14 protein-coding genes are annotated in these 16,260 nt (G+C 43.4%); 10 read left to right on the forward strand and 4 right to left on the reverse strand.

The genetic code is table 11. The annotated features are described in order from the left end of the window. Positions 1-460: 460 nt before the first annotated feature. Both M917_RS00655 and M917_RS00660 read right to left on the reverse strand, forming a co-directional pair. On the reverse strand, positions 461-859 hold the full coding sequence (locus M917_RS00655; RefSeq protein ID WP_021812814.1) for an ATP synthase subunit I: 399 nt from the start codon (positions 857-859) through the stop codon (positions 461-463). Positions 860-1,115: 256 nt separating this feature from the next. Further along, a complete protein-coding gene (locus M917_RS00660; RefSeq protein ID WP_084606098.1) occupies positions 1,116-2,069 on the reverse strand; it encodes a metal ABC transporter substrate-binding protein in 954 nt (317 codons plus the stop codon). A gap of 219 nt (positions 2,070-2,288) precedes the next feature. On the opposite strand from M917_RS00660, the gene M917_RS00665 reads away from it, so the two are divergent. The 6 genes from M917_RS00665 to gluQRS all read left to right on the forward strand — a co-directional run bounded on the left by M917_RS00665 (position 2,289) and on the right by gluQRS (position 7,858). Then, a complete protein-coding gene (locus tag M917_RS00665; protein WP_021812816.1) occupies positions 2,289-2,822 on the forward strand; it encodes a Fur family transcriptional regulator in 534 nt (177 codons plus the stop codon). A gap of 95 nt (positions 2,823-2,917) precedes the next feature. Further along, positions 2,918-3,715, forward strand: coding sequence for a metal ABC transporter ATP-binding protein (locus tag M917_RS00670; protein ID WP_021812817.1), 798 nt, complete (start codon positions 2,918-2,920; stop codon positions 3,713-3,715). 91 nt (positions 3,716-3,806) lie between these two features. Beyond that, a complete protein-coding gene (locus M917_RS00675; RefSeq protein WP_021812818.1) occupies positions 3,807-4,625 on the forward strand; it encodes a metal ABC transporter permease in 819 nt (272 codons plus the stop codon). Positions 4,626-4,890: 265 nt separating this feature from the next. Beyond that, entirely contained in the window at positions 4,891-5,727 is an 837-nt protein-coding gene (locus M917_RS00680; RefSeq protein WP_021812819.1) for a metallophosphoesterase, read from the forward strand. Positions 5,728-6,218: 491 nt separating this feature from the next. After that, positions 6,219-6,656, forward strand: a complete 438-nt coding sequence (gene dksA, locus M917_RS00690) for an RNA polymerase-binding protein DksA (protein ID WP_021812821.1) — start codon at positions 6,219-6,221, stop codon at positions 6,654-6,656. Positions 6,657-6,916: 260 nt separating this feature from the next. After that, complete coding sequence (gluQRS, locus tag M917_RS00695) at positions 6,917-7,858, forward strand: tRNA glutamyl-Q(34) synthetase GluQRS (protein ID WP_021812822.1); 942 nt, start codon at positions 6,917-6,919, stop codon at positions 7,856-7,858. 111 nt (positions 7,859-7,969) lie between these two features. Here the strand turns inward: gluQRS and ftsW are convergent, their stop codons facing one another. Beyond that, the gene (gene ftsW / locus M917_RS00700; RefSeq protein ID WP_200861729.1) at positions 7,970-9,166 is read right to left on the reverse strand and encodes a putative lipid II flippase FtsW; all 1,197 of its coding nucleotides are present in this window, start codon (positions 9,164-9,166) and stop codon (positions 7,970-7,972) included. Between the two features lie 265 nt (positions 9,167-9,431). Beyond that, the gene (gene murD, locus M917_RS00705) at positions 9,432-10,868 is read right to left on the reverse strand and encodes a UDP-N-acetylmuramoyl-L-alanine--D-glutamate ligase (protein ID WP_021812824.1); all 1,437 of its coding nucleotides are present in this window, start codon (positions 10,866-10,868) and stop codon (positions 9,432-9,434) included. A gap of 681 nt (positions 10,869-11,549) precedes the next feature. Between murD and M917_RS00710 the strand changes: the two genes are divergently transcribed. From M917_RS00710 to M917_RS00725, 4 genes are all read left to right on the forward strand, one after another. Continuing rightward, a complete protein-coding gene (locus tag M917_RS00710) occupies positions 11,550-13,049 on the forward strand; it encodes a SulP family inorganic anion transporter (RefSeq protein ID WP_021812826.1) in 1,500 nt (499 codons plus the stop codon). Positions 13,050-13,211: 162 nt separating this feature from the next. Beyond that, positions 13,212-14,066, forward strand: a complete 855-nt coding sequence (locus M917_RS00715; protein WP_021812827.1) for a universal stress protein — start codon at positions 13,212-13,214, stop codon at positions 14,064-14,066. A gap of 445 nt (positions 14,067-14,511) precedes the next feature. Then, the gene (locus M917_RS00720; RefSeq protein ID WP_010197981.1) at positions 14,512-14,850 is read left to right on the forward strand and encodes a P-II family nitrogen regulator; all 339 of its coding nucleotides are present in this window, start codon (positions 14,512-14,514) and stop codon (positions 14,848-14,850) included. 77 nt (positions 14,851-14,927) lie between these two features. Continuing rightward, the gene (locus M917_RS00725; RefSeq protein ID WP_040641507.1) at positions 14,928-16,190 is read left to right on the forward strand and encodes an ammonium transporter; all 1,263 of its coding nucleotides are present in this window, start codon (positions 14,928-14,930) and stop codon (positions 16,188-16,190) included. Positions 16,191-16,260 lie beyond the last annotated feature (70 nt).

The following is a 16,260-nucleotide window of genomic DNA, read 5'->3' on the forward strand; positions in this document are numbered from 1 at the left end:
CAAACAAATGAATCATGCTAATGCGCCCATGTAACCAATAACATCCAACCCATAGCTCTATTACTTATGCATAATTTGATAGCTTAAGTTAAATTTTAGCTATCAAAAAAGGGCTTATGATAACTCAGTAATAGCCCTTGCATAGGTACGCAAAATTATTATGTAATATTTACTAACAGCCGCACTCTCGTGACCAGTGCTCAGTACAAGGCTCATAAGTAAAATATTTAGCTGCCTATATTAATGCAGCGTTGTAATCGTGTAAAGTCAATTGTGACTTTTTATCCGCTGTATGAACAAGTTAGCAAACGTTCATACTAACGTTTTTAAAATCATTGCACTATCATGAGACAGTTTTTTATGTTTTGACTTTATGGAACTAGTCATAGAGAAGTTGGACGGCAGGGTGACTTCTTACCTAGCGCTATTGGTCATCTAACTATTGATATAGTGATTAACACTAGCGTATATGCCACAACATCCAACTGTGACTAATTTGCATTACCATAAAACCGATAAACAGCGCAGGCGCAGATAGGGGTTGTACGGTAATAAAAATTAGTGCGAATCCAAACACCGTCAATAGCCATTTGGCCATCTGACCGCGATAAAGCTGGCTAACAATATGTTGGCGCGCGCGATATCCGGTATACCAAAAAATAAAAAAAGCAAATACAGCTTGAGTGAGAAAACTGAGTAGCGCGCCAATGGCCGTGCTTTTTGCGACAGTAAGCTCACTATGCAACCATATCGTATCTATTGTCCAAGCAACAATAATTAGGATAAACAATATCCATGCTTGACGTTTGATATAAATGCCAATTTTATCTTTTTGGGTGCGTTTGGCAGGCTTGGTCATTGGTATTCCTATAGCCTTGGACTACTGTATCATGCTTACGACACTTTTATCCATAAATGGTTTATTCTATAGGTATTGACTTTTAACCAAAATAAAACGCTCTTTATTATAGGGAGCATACCTGCCATATGCAAGCATAATATTAAACCTATCAACTATTTAATATAAAACATGCCTAAAACCAAGCAATGTATGGTTGCAAAACGCTTGTTTTTTAGCCATCGTAAGATTTGTTTAGCAAGCCTTGAAATTTATCTTATTTGCTATTAATACAGTTATTAATTTGCTGTGTCATACGTGTCCACCCTTCTACAAAGTCTTGACTGTCACTCATGTCTTCGACTTGCACGGTAGTGCGCACTGGCTGTAGTTTCGCCAATAGCCCTTTGGCTGGTTGACTTGAACTGATCAAACACATCTGTTCGGCAGGGCGGTTTTCATTAAACCAGCGTAACTGACTGGCCTTTGGCGAAATATGATGATCGGGGCTTAAGCTACCAGCCAACTGTATTTTTGCAGCACTTTCAATATATTGATATGCATCATGGTACGCCCAGTAAGGACGATTCTTTTGTGACGCTTGCTGTATCTGTGCGACTGCTTTATCCATACGTTGCGCAAACTTTTGAGCGTTGGCTTGGTAGGTCTCTTTGTACTCTGGATTGGCATGGCTGTGAATGACGGCTAATGCACGCGTAATGGCTTTGGCGTTTTCAGGATCGAGCCAAATATGCGGATCGAGCGTGCCTGCAATCGGTTTACCTTTAACATCACGAAGCGGATGCCGATTAAAGGCCTTAAAGTCAAACAGAGCAATAGCATTTGGTGCAGTCTTCAAACTACCAGTCAGACTGTTTTCTAGGGAGTCACCGAACCAAACCACAAATTTGCTGTCTTTAATAGTTTTCATATCGTTGGGACTAATGCTGCCATGATGCCCCACATCACCAGCTTGTAAGATTTGATTGGCGGAAGGAGTGCCGTCGGTTACAGCCTCACTGAGTAAGAACATCGGATGGTTGCTCACGCTAACTGTTGCTGCCTGTACTTGTAAGGAGGCAAACAAGCCAAGTATCAATAACATGCCTGCCACTACATATCGTGATCGCTTTAAGCAGATAAGTACGTTGTCAAAAAACGAAAGGTGACAGGGTTTTTGAGTGTACGGCTGCTGATGCGCGGGCTTGTTAAGAGTATGGTGAGCAATCATGCGATGATAGTCCTATTAGACAGGTGTGCTGTTATAAGTTGGTGTAACGCGCTTGCGCTGACATTCTTAATGATTCATTAAGTGATCGTGAGGTTATTTCTCACCTTTAATATGTTATAGTATAACATTAATAAGTGCTATGTTATTTTATTACTTACCTTTTTTTGCGCTTCACTTATACTATCTGGCGTTATAATGTCAATTTTAGGAGCTTGCGTCATGTCTACTAACCCATCTGTCTGTGAGCATCTGCATGATGTTCAGCATTTTTCACCGCAAGATGTGACCGATCGGGTCGAGGCAGCAAAGGAGCAGTGCCGTGTGCGCGGAGTGCGTTTTACGCCGTTGCGCCAGCAAATATATGCGCTAGTACTACAGGCGACCAAACCTGTGGGCGCTTATGATTTGATCACTCAGTTACAACAAGCTCGTTTGTCAGACGCAAATGCAGGTGTACAAGAATCAGCAGAAAGCGCAAAAAATGTCGCGCCGCCGACGGTGTATCGAAGCTTAGAGTTTTTATTGGCAGAAGGTTTGATACATCAGCTGACGTCCATCAATGCCTATGTTCCTTGCTGTCATCCCCGCGCCCAGCATACAGCCGCATTTCTAATTTGTGTACAGTGTCAGCGGGTGCAAGAATGTAGCAGTGTGCCGGTGCAAGAAATGATGAGCTTTGCAGAGCAAGATGTCGGTTTCATCGTTGAGCGTAGCGTCATTGAGCTTAGTGGTCGTTGCCAAGCTTGCCAGTAAAATAGCGTCATTTTTTATGGGCATTTGATAATGAGATTTTTATCTTTGCCTTTATTACTACTTTTATCCTTTACTCACTTATCAGTTGTCCTATCATGAGCTTGTCTATTTCTCCGTCTAGTCAGTCAATCACTTCTACTATCGATGACAGTAATCGTAACACTGCCCATCAACTACTGAGCTTAAGTAATATCAGTTATCACATTGGAAGACAACGCTTACTCTCACATATTGATATTGACATCGCTGTCAATGAGACGGTCAGTCTTATCGGTCCCAATGGCGCTGGTAAATCAACGTTGGTCAAACTCATTTTAGGTTTGATTGATCCGACTCAAGGTAGCCTCATAGCACATCAGCCTTTGCAGCTCGGCTATGTGCCGCAGCGCTTTGCGATACCACCGATATTGCCATTACGTGTATGTGACTTATTGGCACAAGCAGATAAGAAACGCTTAACGCACGCGCAACGACAGTTTATATTTGATAATTTGTCATTGACGCACTTGCTATCGCGGCAAATGCTGCATCTATCAGGTGGTGAGACGCAGCGAGTACTATTGGCACGCGCCCTATTGAGCAAACCCAATCTGCTTATTTTAGATGAGCCAATGCAAGGGCTTGACCCTGATACTGAACTTTGGCTATATCAATTCATTGATGAGTTGCCTGACTTTTTGCGGTGTGCCATGTTGGTGGTGTCACATGATTTGCACTGGGTGATGAAAGGCAGTCGGCGAGTGATTTGTCTGAACAAACACATTTGCTGTGAGGGACAACCAAGCGAGCTTGCCATTAGTACTGAGTTTCAAAAGCTGTTTGGTCATCATTATGAGCAGCCGTATGTGCACCAACCCCATGCTTGTGAGCACCACGCACCAAGCGAGCTTTAACGATAACAACCAGAATCAAATGTACTGAAACTGAAGTTATTCAACATAAAAACAGCTTTTAGTCTCTATAAAACTTTTACGGATATTTGTTATGACTGCTTGGTTAGCCATCATTGCCCCTGCTTGGATCGCAGGCAGTATTTTAGCGCTACTATCAGCGCCCTTGGGTTGTTTGGTATTGTGGCGACGCATGGCATTTTTTGCCGATGCCTTAGCACATGGCACATTACTTGGTGTGGCGTTGGCAGCATGGTGGCAATTACCGATGGGCATTGGTATCGCCTTGGTGAGCATCGCTGTGGTTTTGGGACTGGTATTTATGGATGATGAGCGTCTGCCAGCTGATGCCGTACTGGCCGTCGTTGCCGTATCATTACTGTGTTTGGGTCTATTGGCCTTAACCCAATTGACCGATCAACAAGCCAACGTATTGGGGTTTTTATTCGGTAATCTGCTTGAGCTTGATTGGGCAGATTTGCCGTTACTTGCTGGTAGTGTATTGGTTGGATTGGGGTTGCTTGCCTATATATGGCCCGCACAAGTTAAAATTGCCACTCATGAAGCGCTGGCACGTATTCAGGGTATCAATCCGACACGCCAGCGGCTGTTTTTCATGGGGGTATTGGCAGGATTTTGTGCGATCGCCTTACAAGCTGTCGGCAGTTTACTCATCAGTGGCTTATTGGTATTGCCCGCGCTAACAGCACGTTTGTGGTCAAAATCGCCAAAACAAATGGTCGTTATATCGTTGCTTATCGCACAGCTTGGCGTCACCTTAGGCGTTTGGGGCAGTATTTGGCTCGATATCCAAACTGGACTCTCTATCGTTTTGATATTAGCGATTTTATTTTTTATCGCATTTATATTTTCAAAAATAATAGCCACAAAATTTTGGTCAGCACGCCATTAACTACCCTCATGGCGTGCTTCATATAACTTGTTTCTTTTATTGCCTTATCCAACTTTATTTCATCAATATTGCTAGAGCTTTTATTCGCTTTGTGTTATAAAATTGCCCTAATGCTATTGGCACTGATTGACTACTAGCGTGTGTGGTGTGAACCAGTAAAAGTACTCGTAGTAGCATTACGCTGTGAAAAAAATTATTAGTAGTCCGTTTATTCATACTCGTTCTAGCAACATCAATTGTTTTAATTCGATGAGGGACTAACCCAATGCTAAGCTATCCTGTCAATAAAATCAGCACGCCAGATCAGCAGTTAATCATATTACAAATTACGGATTTACATTTATCGACTGCCCCTGCTTATACTACGAATGACAACAGTAATGAAACCCTCTGTCAGCAATGTTTTGAGACGGCGCTGCAGCAAGCGTTGCAGACAGATACTCGCTGTGATTTGATCATTGTGACTGGTGACTTAGTAAGTAAGGTTCAGCCTGCTATCTACGATTATATTTTTGAGGTATTACAAGCGACCAACATTCCTTTTGTTTGTATTGCTGGTAATCATGACGTGACGGATGAGATGGACAGTCATCTGCCTTTTTTTCAACGCGAACTGATCGCTCAACCTGCTGACGCACGCTTATTAAGCCGCCATGTTATTGAGACGGATAATTGGCAACTTTTGTTATTGGATTCATCGATCACTGGTAAAGTGGCAGGTGAAATCACGCTTACCGATATTGACTGGTTGCGTGAGAAACTCAGTACTTGTGATAAACCTGCCCTGATTGCCTTGCATCATCATGTGATACCAGTAGACTCTGAGTGGATTGATAACCATATGGCAGAGAACGCTGAGACTTTTTGGGAGCAGATGGCGGCGTTTGCACATTTAAAAGTGATTATCAGCGGTCATACTCACCAAGAGCAAGTTCGCCATCGTCAAGGTGTTACCGTCTATAGCACACCCTCTACTTGCTATCAGTTCAAACCTTATGAAGATAACTTTTCTTACGATAAAAACGCGCGCCCCGGTTACCGTTGGTTGCAATTAGCCAACAATGGAACGGTTGCAAGCTGGGTTGAAAGACTAGATACTTAATGCCCAGATTTATTGTCAAGAATGTTAATGCCAGCCCTTATTTTCTAGGCTTTGAGCGGATATTTTTCGATGCTATGCAAACGAGCCATTAGAGTAAAAATACTGGCATTGTGAAAAATCGCTTCATTATTATGAGAAACAATGATACAACTTATACAATCAAGGAAGACCGCTTCATATTTGATGCTAGGCAGAATTATAATAGCGAGAATGGTTACATTGATCATAAGCTGAGTTTTTATCGTTAGTGATTTTTCGCGTTATTTAGACAATACCATTTAAATAAAAATATGTATGACCATATATCTGACCATCGACATATCGATGTAAGCACATTAAAGTACCGTATTATTAAATCCGCTGTGTTATTTGTGTCACTAGGTGGTAAAACGTTTTATAAAGGGACAAATTATAGCGTTTGTAAAATTAATAGCGTCTTGTCTTTTGATACGTCGTTTTATTGAATTAATTTGAAAAAGTAGGATACCCATATGAGCACCCTGACCACGAATCCGAGTGAAGTTAAGTTTACTCCTTATGTGCCTGCCGAAGACGAAGAATACATGTCTGATGCACAGCTAGAGCACTTTAAGGCTATTTTATTGGACTGGAAAAGCCAACTGATTGGCGAAGCGGATCGTACTAAGACTTATATCCAAGATGAATCCAGTGCCATGCCGGATATCAACGATCGCGCCACGCAAGAAGAAGAGTTTGCCTTGGCTTTGCGTACGCGTGACCGTGAGCGTAAGCTCATCCGAAAAATCGATAAATCTATGGCAGAAATCGAAAATGAAGACTATGGATTTTGTGACACTTGCGGCGTAGAAATTGGTTTGCGTCGCCTTGAAGCACGCCCAACCGCGACGCAATGCATTGACTGCAAAACACTGTCTGAAATTAAAGAACGTCAAAACCAAGGCGCTTAAACCAAATATCATTAATGTAAATAATTAATGTAAATATAAGTACGAGCGACCATATCATTGGTCGCTTGCTGCGTTTTAGATGGCTAGTTTTTAGTCAATGCGTCATGCATCATACCTGATACAGACTTTCAAACTTACTCACATTGATTTGACTAACAAAACACCTCATTTCACAAATATCTTTTTACGAAGATATTTATTATTCTATCTCCTATCTTTTCTACTGATAATTTCCTACTTTGAAAACTCACCCTACTCCTATGCCCACTTCAATCATACCAGTACAACCAATTGGTCGCTTTGCTCCCTCACCCACTGGTGAATTGCATCTTGGCTCATTGACGACTGCCCTTGCCAGCTTTTGCCACATAAAATCACTGGGTGGCAAATGGCTGCTGCGTATCGAAGATACAGATACTGAACGCTGTGATCGGCAGTTCACTGAGCAAATTTTGATAGACTTAGAGGCACTTGAATTACACTGGGATGGCGATGTCATTTATCAATCTGAGCGGATAGATATTTACAATGATTACCTGTCCTCAGCCCTACGTCCGCTGACTTACGGTTGCCAGTGCTCACGTAAAGATTTGGAGCAATATTGGGCACAAGAAATACCAGACAAAACTTACGAAGAGATCAACCAAGTACAGCCTCCTAGACAACGTTATCCACGCTGCTGTGTCAAAGCTGACCTTAATAGACAGCAACATAAGCTACGCATACAGCTGCCAGACTATAGCATTGGTTTTAACGATGGTATTCAGGGGTTACAATGGAATAACCCTCAGCAGACACTAGGTGATATGGTGGTTAGCCGTCAAGATGGGATGATTAATTATATATTGGCTGCCAGTCTCGATGATGGATTACAACAAATCACTCATATCATGCGTGGTTTGGATATCTTACCCATGACCACGGCGCAAATCAGTATCATGCACGCCGCTCGCTTGCCTGCTATCGATCACTGGTATCATTTGCCATTAATATGTCATCCTGATGGGCAAAAGCTCTCCAAGCAAAATCTGGCTCAGCCCATTGATACACGTGATCCAAGCCAGCTCATCGCTGTTGCCTTGCAACTATTACAGCAACCAGCCGTCGATAAAGATACACCCACCAATATGCTCAAGCAAGCAATCGCTCAATGGGACAACACGCCGCTACAAGGCAAACAACAGCTTCATCTGCCCAAATAGTCTTTTTCTCTCACCAACAAAAACCAAAAAGCGCCACTACGCTAATAGTGACGCTTTAAGCTTAAAAAAATGTCAGACGTTGTTCAACACTTCTTAATATTATAAAACCTATCAATAATAACGGCACTGACTCTTTTCTATCTCAGGGCTTTCTTTATAGATTTTTAGCAATAGCGCTACCATTACCAAGCTAATCAGCATAGAAGAACCCCCATAACTAAAGAATGGCATGGTCAAACCTTTGGTCGGAATCGCCCCCATATTCATCGCCGCATTAATAATCGTCTGAGCAATGAACACTACGCCAATACCAAAAGCTGTATAGCTCATACGCATCTGCCGACGTTTTAAAGCATTATAACTGATACGCATGGCACTACCGATAATCAGCGCTTCGAGGACCAAAACCATGGTGACCCCAACAAACCCCAACTCTTCACCAGTGATTGCCAATAAAAAGTCGGTATGTGCTTCTGGTAAATGCGACAGTTTCTGTACGCTTTCACCATAACCCACACCGGTAAACTGTCCGCGACCAAAAGCAATCAAACTGCGCGCTAATTGATAATCTGTGTCTTGCACATCATCAAACGGGTCCATAAATGACATCACACGTACCAAGCGATACTGTGCCGTCGTTACCATCAACACAGCGCCACCAATGGCCGCCGCACCCAATGCTAAAAAATGCTTATAAGGCGCACCAGCGATATAGAAAATCGCAAAAATGGTACCCAAAATAACGACGAAGGAGCCAAAATCCGGCTGTGATAATAGCAGGATAGTGATTAACGCCACCACCAACATAATGCGCAAAAAGCCATCTAGGCCATTACGAACCTCAAAAGAGCGGCGCACCACAAAGTCCGATACAAAGACAATCATGACCAGCTTGGCCAACTCTGCCACCTGAAAATTAAACACACCCAAATTCAGCCAGCGTTTAGAACCATTAATCGGTGCACTAAACAGCGTTGCCACTAACAATATGCCCGTAATACCCAATAAAATAAACTGAGTTTCAGTCTTATATAATGTTCGCAAAGACACACCATAATAAGGTAGGGCAGCAACCATCAGACCAATCGTCATATATAGCAATTGGTTTTTAAAAAAATACAGCTCTGTCATACCGCGACTGAGTGCAAAAGGAATAGAAGCAGAGGCCACCATCAACAGACTCAGCACCAGCATACAGCCGACGCTTGATAGTAAAATGGCGCGTGCTGACGGCATAGAAAGAACACCATCTGAGCCAGAGGCTTGCTTGGATTGGGACGAGCTACGAAAAAAAGAAGAGAGCGCCATAATTTTATATACACTAACGAACGAAAAAACACGGCGTCTATTAAACGCCACCGTTTGAAAAAAGAAAGTAGATCGTACTAGTTTGGCTTAATTGATGACATGCCTTAGATAGATCGAGCAAATGACACAATATGCTCCTCGACTGCCTAATCATGATTGACAGTAGCAGCAATCTATAAGCAAAACAATCATTTATCAAGAAAACGCTGAATACGTTTAAATACTCATCGATATGCCGCTATAACATGCTTTGCTATTAAGGCATTTAATCAACAGCCAGACTCGTTGATTGCACAACCTTTAGCTGATTAACCAACGCAATAAAATGTTCACCGCGAGCCACGTAGCCACTATATTGATCAAAACTGGCACAAGCTGGGGACAATAATACCGCTTGCACTTGTGATAAGCTGCTTTTAGTCACTTGTTGAATAGTTGCAAAAGCCGCTTCTAAAGTCTGGCACTGATGCAGCGCCACGTCATCACTGATTTTTGCAGCCCGTAGATGCTGTTCAATCTGCTGAGCATCCTCACCAATAATCAGTACTTGGCTCACATACTGATTAATAAAAGGGGTCAACTCGCCAAATTGTTGACCTTTGCCCTGCCCACCCAAAATCAATAACAGTTTACCGTCTTTTGGGGCATAGACGGCGCCTAACCCTTCGATGGCCGCCATAGTCGAGCCGATATTAGTACCTTTTGAATCATTAAAGTAATCAATCCCAGCAGCACTTGCCACATATTGGCAGCGATGCTCAAGGCCTGTAAACTGCTGTAAGGTCTCTAACATACTCGCAAGTGGTAAGCCAACAAGTCCGCCCAGCGCTAACGCTGCTTGCGCATTGAGCAAATTATGACGACCTTTAATCAACAGTTTGTCTGCCGATAGTAGCCTTTCTGTACCGTGCGCAAGATAAATCTGGCCTTCAGGATCAGTGATGAGACCATATTGACCTTTATCAGGAGCATGAATGCTCGTGCTTACTCTAGGCAAGTTGTCAGCGACTAACGGGCGAGTCAAAGCGTCTTCGCGGTTAATAACCACGGACTTAGCACCTTGAAAGATACGATGCTTTGCTTGATGATAGCCAAGCATATCACCATGACGATCTAAATGATCGGGTGACATATTCAGTACCGTCGCCACCTGCGCGCCCAAATTGGTCACAGTTTCTAGCTGAAAGCTGGACAGCTCAAGTACCGCCAGTTCCATATCAGTATTGTCCAGTAGGGTCAGTGCTGGCACGCCAATATTGCCACCAACGCCGACATTAACTCCCGCATCAGCAGCCATTTGCCCAACCAATGTGGTAACCGTGCTTTTGGCATTAGAACCCGTAATTGCTACTATCGGTACTCTACAGGCTTCACAAAACAGCTGAATATCACTGACTACTGGGATATTTGCTTGACGGGCGGCGGCAACGGCTTCGGTGGCAAGGGAGATACCAGGACTGATAATAATACGTGCCGCTTGCTGCAATAGCTCTGCGTCAATCGCCCCAAATTGGCGAACAACTATTTCGATTGGCAATTGATTGGCTAAGCTTGGAGCCGCCTGAGCGTCTGTGACCGCTACCTGATAACCTTGATTGGCCAGATAGCGAGCCACTGACAGCCCCGACTGTCCCAAACCGACCACGACTTGTAGACCACTGCCTTTATGAAGTAAAACGTCTGTTGTAGTATTGGTGGTCATGTCTATTCCTTCTATTGAACGGGCGAAATGGCAGCCAACAAACCTATTGTGTCAACAAGCTAAGTGATGCCGTTAAGATGAGAAGCATCATAACGGTATCGTTCAGATTTCGGTACTGGTTTTTTATGACTTTGTGCTATTATGCGCCTGTTTTTATATTAAATTGCTAATGCTATAATAGCTGCCTCAATCTGTATGGGACTGGCTATTTAATCAAGCATTTTAGTTTAGCATGTTGTTACATGTATCGCGCTATTGTCATCTTTCTTTGACGACGATTCGCCTTGTGGCACTGCTATATCAAGCGAATGCTATATCAAACGATGGCTTTTATTTACTAGATGATCTATCACCCTCTATTACAGCAAGTCATTGCTGGCGCTATAAACGATTGTAGGTACTATTTTTAAACACCTTACTTTCAGCAGTCTGTTTTAAACCATACTTTTAAGTCATTTCACTGAATTTATCATCGTATTTATTATTGGTGAGAGTATTGGTGATACCAGCAAGCAAAGCAGTAGACACACTGATTATTGACCGTTAACAATTCAAAGCCACAACATGATGCCATGCATGTTGCCGCAAAACAAAGTTGGAGCGCTATTTTTGTAGCGATGCAATCATTTTATGAATGAGTAATGATTACTTTTTTTGCCACTAACCCTATGTAGTGTACTTATGACATCTTTTATTGATAACTTACGTGACGAGTGGTTTTCCAACGTTCGCGGTGACGTTTTGTCAGGTTTGGTCGTTGCATTGGCTTTGATTCCTGAAGCCATTGCCTTCTCTATCATCGCTGGCGTTGACCCAAAAGTCGGATTGTATGCTTCATTTTGTATCGCCGTGGTGATTAGTTTTGTCGGTGGCCGCCCAGGTATGATTTCGGCGGCGACAGGGGCGATGGCATTGGTGATGGTCGATTTGGTCGCCGAGCATGGCTTGCAGTATCTACTGGCGGCTACCTTATTGTGCGGCGCTATTCAGGTCGTAATGGGCGTCTTAAAACTCGGTAATTTGATGCGCTTTGTCTCTCGCTCAGTGGTCATTGGTTTTGTCAATGCGCTGGCGATATTGATATTTGTCGCGCAACTACCAGAGCTTAACCCTCTGAACGAGCGTGTCGGCATGACCGTTTATATCATGACAGCCGCTGGTTTGGCGATTATTTACCTGTTCCCACTTATTCCCAAAATCGGTCGCGTGATTCCGTCCCCGCTGATCTGTATCGTTGGATTGACCGCCGTCGCGATGTACATGAATCTTGATATTCGTAACGTCGGTAGCATGGGCGATTTGCCAGATTCGCTACCTATGTTTTTGCTGCCTGACATTCCTTTAAACCTAAATACCTTGCTGATCATCGCGCCTTATTCAATCGCGCTGGCCATCGTTGGTTTGTTAGAATCTATGATGACGGCGACGATCGTTGATGAATTAACCGATACGTCCAGTGATAAAAACCGCGAGTGTCGTGGTCAAGGTATCGCTAACGTGGTATCGGGTTTCTTTGGTGGTATGGCGGGTTGTGCGATGATTGGTCAATCGATGATCAATGTCAAATCTGGCGGACGGACACGCCTATCTACTTTGATGGCAGGGGTTGTCTTGCTGATTATGGTGGTGTTCTTAAGTGAATGGGTCAGCCAAATCCCCATGGCAGCGCTGGTCGCTGTGATGATTATGGTGTCAATCGGTACCTTTAATTGGCAGTCTATTCGCGAATTTAAAACGCATCCTATGTCATTTAACATCGTCATGTTAGCGACCGTCTTGACCACCGTCTTTACGCACAATTTGGCATACGGTGTGGGCGTTGGTGTACTGCTATCTGCTCTGGCATTTGCCAATAAGATTGGTCAGTTTTTAACCATATTTAGCGAGTATGATGACAGTAATAACAGCCGCTATTATTACGTGCAAGGGCAAGTTTTCTTTGCTTCTACGACGCAATTTTTAGGCAGCTTTGATACCAAAGAAGCCTTGGACAGCATTCAAATTGATGTCAGTCAAGCACATTTTTGGGACATAAGCGCCGTTGATACTTTGGATAAACTGGTCATGCGCTTGCAACGTGAAGGCATTGATGTCAAAGTGATAGGACTCAACAATGCGAGCCGAACGTTAATCGATCGCTTCTCTGTCCACGATCGCCGAGATATTGGCCTGCTAGATTAAGTAAAACTGCGTCTACGTACCAAGCTAACGTTGATTAATGGTTCATGAGTGAGATAGTTGTATAAACAGCTGTCTTGGCACAGAAAATTGGGCACGAGCATCGCCGTCTTATCTTTAAGCTAAGCAGCTGCCTTTTTATTATTGGAATAATGTGATGATCTTATGAGTAATTTAAAGCCAGATAGTGTGATTGCCTGTTTAGACTGCCCTGATCATGTGCAAGCTGTATTAGAGGCAAGTATGTGGGCTTCGATTCGTCTACAAGCACCAGTGGGTCTGTTGCACTCTGTACCCAACTTGCAACAAAAAGCCGCTGTAAACTATTCTGGCTGCCTCAATATTGATGATGAAAACACCTTGCTCGAACAGTTTACGACCAAAGAGCATTTAAATAATTGCCAATTAAAATCCCAAGGCAAATTGTTACTACATCAAGCCACAACCTATTGCACGCAGCAGCACCATAAAATTAAAACCTATACCTTGCATCGTCATGAGAATCTCAATCAAAGTATTGATTACGTCGATGACAAAGCGCAATTGATCGTCATCGGTCACAATGTCACCTGCAAATCCACTTTAAGCCAACTTATCAGAGTCAGCCACTGCCCCATTTTGGTGACTCATGCACCATTTTTGCCCCCTACTAATGCGTTGTTTGCGTTTGATAACAGTCCAACGTCTCATAAACTGCTTAACTGGCTGTGTAAAACGTCACTCGTTCGAGCCTTGACTGTTCATATTGTCATGGTAGGTAAAGACAACTCTGAAAATTGCGATGCCCTGCGTGAAGCTTATGCTCGGCTCAAACAAGCGGGTATCAAGTCCAAAAAAGCATTACTAGACTGCCGCGACGTTACGGCCGCCTTAAATTATTATCAAAATGAAAATAATATAGGTCTGCTGATGACAGGTGCTTTTGGCCAATCGCGTCTGCACGAACTGCTAAAAGGTAGCGACACAAAAAAACTACTGGGCAGTACCAAAACCCCATACCTCCTCTTTCCCAAAGCGTAAGCGGCTTATAGCGTTACGCTCTCTATTTGAGGGCAGCGCATAAATGCCAATATCAGACTTCGCTCGTTACTATTGTTGGACACCGGTTCTTTGTCCTACACCTTTCATCATGCCAATCTATTCAATCAGGTTAGCAAATCATCACATGAAATACATGCATAGCGCCCCCAAGCACCTAAAAAGTTGGTTATAATAAAGTTTTCATTGGTTTAACGCCAAAGGTTGATTCATATTACCTACGCTTATAGTGACGACTTTTATCGTCGCAGCATGGGTAGTATTTTTGCCAATGCTGTTGTCATTTTTAAACAAATAAATCCAATCTTACCTACCTCCTTGAGTAAATTGGCACAGTTCTTGAATGACTTATAATAAGCATGGCAGCGATACGATGCACCACAATGCCTGTATCAACCTGCGGCATCACACACATAAGGAATTTTTTATGAAGCTAATCACTGCGATCTTAAAACCGTTTAAGCTTGATGATGTACGTGAAGCACTTTCTGACATCGGTGTAAAAGGTGTCACTGTTACTGAAGTCAAAGGTTTCGGTCGCCAAAAAGGCCACACAGAACTCTATCGCGGCGCAGAATACGTAGTGGATTTTTTACCTAAAGTAAAAGTCGAAGTGGCGGTCATCGATGAGATGGTCGAACCTGCCATCGAAGCCATCACTCGCATTGCGAGCACTGGCAAGATTGGTGATGGCAAAATCTTCGTCACGGCTCTTGAACAAGTCATTCGGATACGTACAGGCGAGACAGGTCCAGACGCTATCTAAAGCGCAAGGCCAACCTATAGACACAACATTATAGATCTACCGATAGCTGTATTGCATCAATTCAAGGGGGAATTAATATGCAGAATCAAATCTTTGAGCTCCAGTACGCACTTGATACGTTTTACTTTTTGATATGTGGAGCGCTAGTCATGTGGATGGCAGCGGGCTTCACTATGTTAGAAGCTGGTCTGGTTCGTTCAAAAAACACGGTTGAGATTTTAACCAAAAACATCGCGCTCTTTGCTACCGCTTGTACTATGTACATGATATGCGGCTATGCCATCATGTATGGCGGCGATTTATTTTTGAGTGGTATTGCCGGCAGTGAGACACTAGTAGAAGACGCATTAGCCGCCTCTGCTGAAAATGGCTTTGGTGGTGATTCTGTTTATTCTGCCGCGTCTGATTTTTTCTTCCAAGTCGTGTTTGTCGCAACCTGTATGTCTATCGTATCTGGGGCTGTGGCTGAGCGCATGAAGCTATGGTCGTTTTTACTCTTTGCTGTGGTCATGACTGGGGTGATTTATCCACTAGAAGGCAGCTGGACTTGGGGCGGCAAAGATGTTTTTGGCTTATTTAATCTTGGCGATTTAGGATTTTCTGATTTTGCAGGTTCTGGTATTGTCCATATGGCAGGAGCTGCCGCCGCTTTATCAGGCGTATTGCTATTAGGCGCACGCAAGGGTAAATATGGTCCTAAGGGTGAAATACGCGCTATTCAAGGGGCAAACTTGCCATTAGCAGCACTCGGTACCCTCATATTGTGGATGGGCTGGTTTGGCTTTAATGGTGGTTCTGTACTCAAGCTTGGTGATATTGCTAGCGCCAACTCAGTGGCTATGGTGTTTTTGAACACCAATGCAGCAGCAGCAGGCGGTGCCATTGGTGCGTTATTGTTGGCTCGTTTTATTTTTGGTAAAGCTGATTTAACCATGCTCTTAAATGGTGCACTTGCAGGATTGGTTGCCATCACGGCAGAACCCTCTACACCATCGGCATTGCAAGCGACGCTGTTTGGTTTAATCGCTGGTGTTATCGTTGTGCTCTCTATTCTGGCATTAGACAAAATAAAAATAGATGATCCAGTCGGAGCGATTTCAGTTCATGGTGTGGTTGGTCTGTTTGGGCTACTTATCGTACCAATCACCAATCCAGCGGCATCGTTTGTAGGACAAATTGCTGGTGCTGCTACTATTTTTGTTTGGGTATTCGTGGCAAGCTTAATCGTTTGGGCAATTATCAAAGCCGTCATTGGCCTACGTCTATCTGAAGAAGATGAATATGAAGGGGCTGATCTTGCCGAATGTGGTATGGAAGCATATCCAGAGTTCGGTAGATAAGTACATCTAGCCTTATATTCTAACGCGGAACTGGTATAAATTTTTCCTGCTTGCTTTGCCTTCGCAGCTC

This window comes from Psychrobacter aquaticus CMS 56, from assembly GCF_000471625.1.
Lineage (GTDB): Bacteria > Pseudomonadota > Gammaproteobacteria > Pseudomonadales > Moraxellaceae > Psychrobacter > Psychrobacter aquaticus.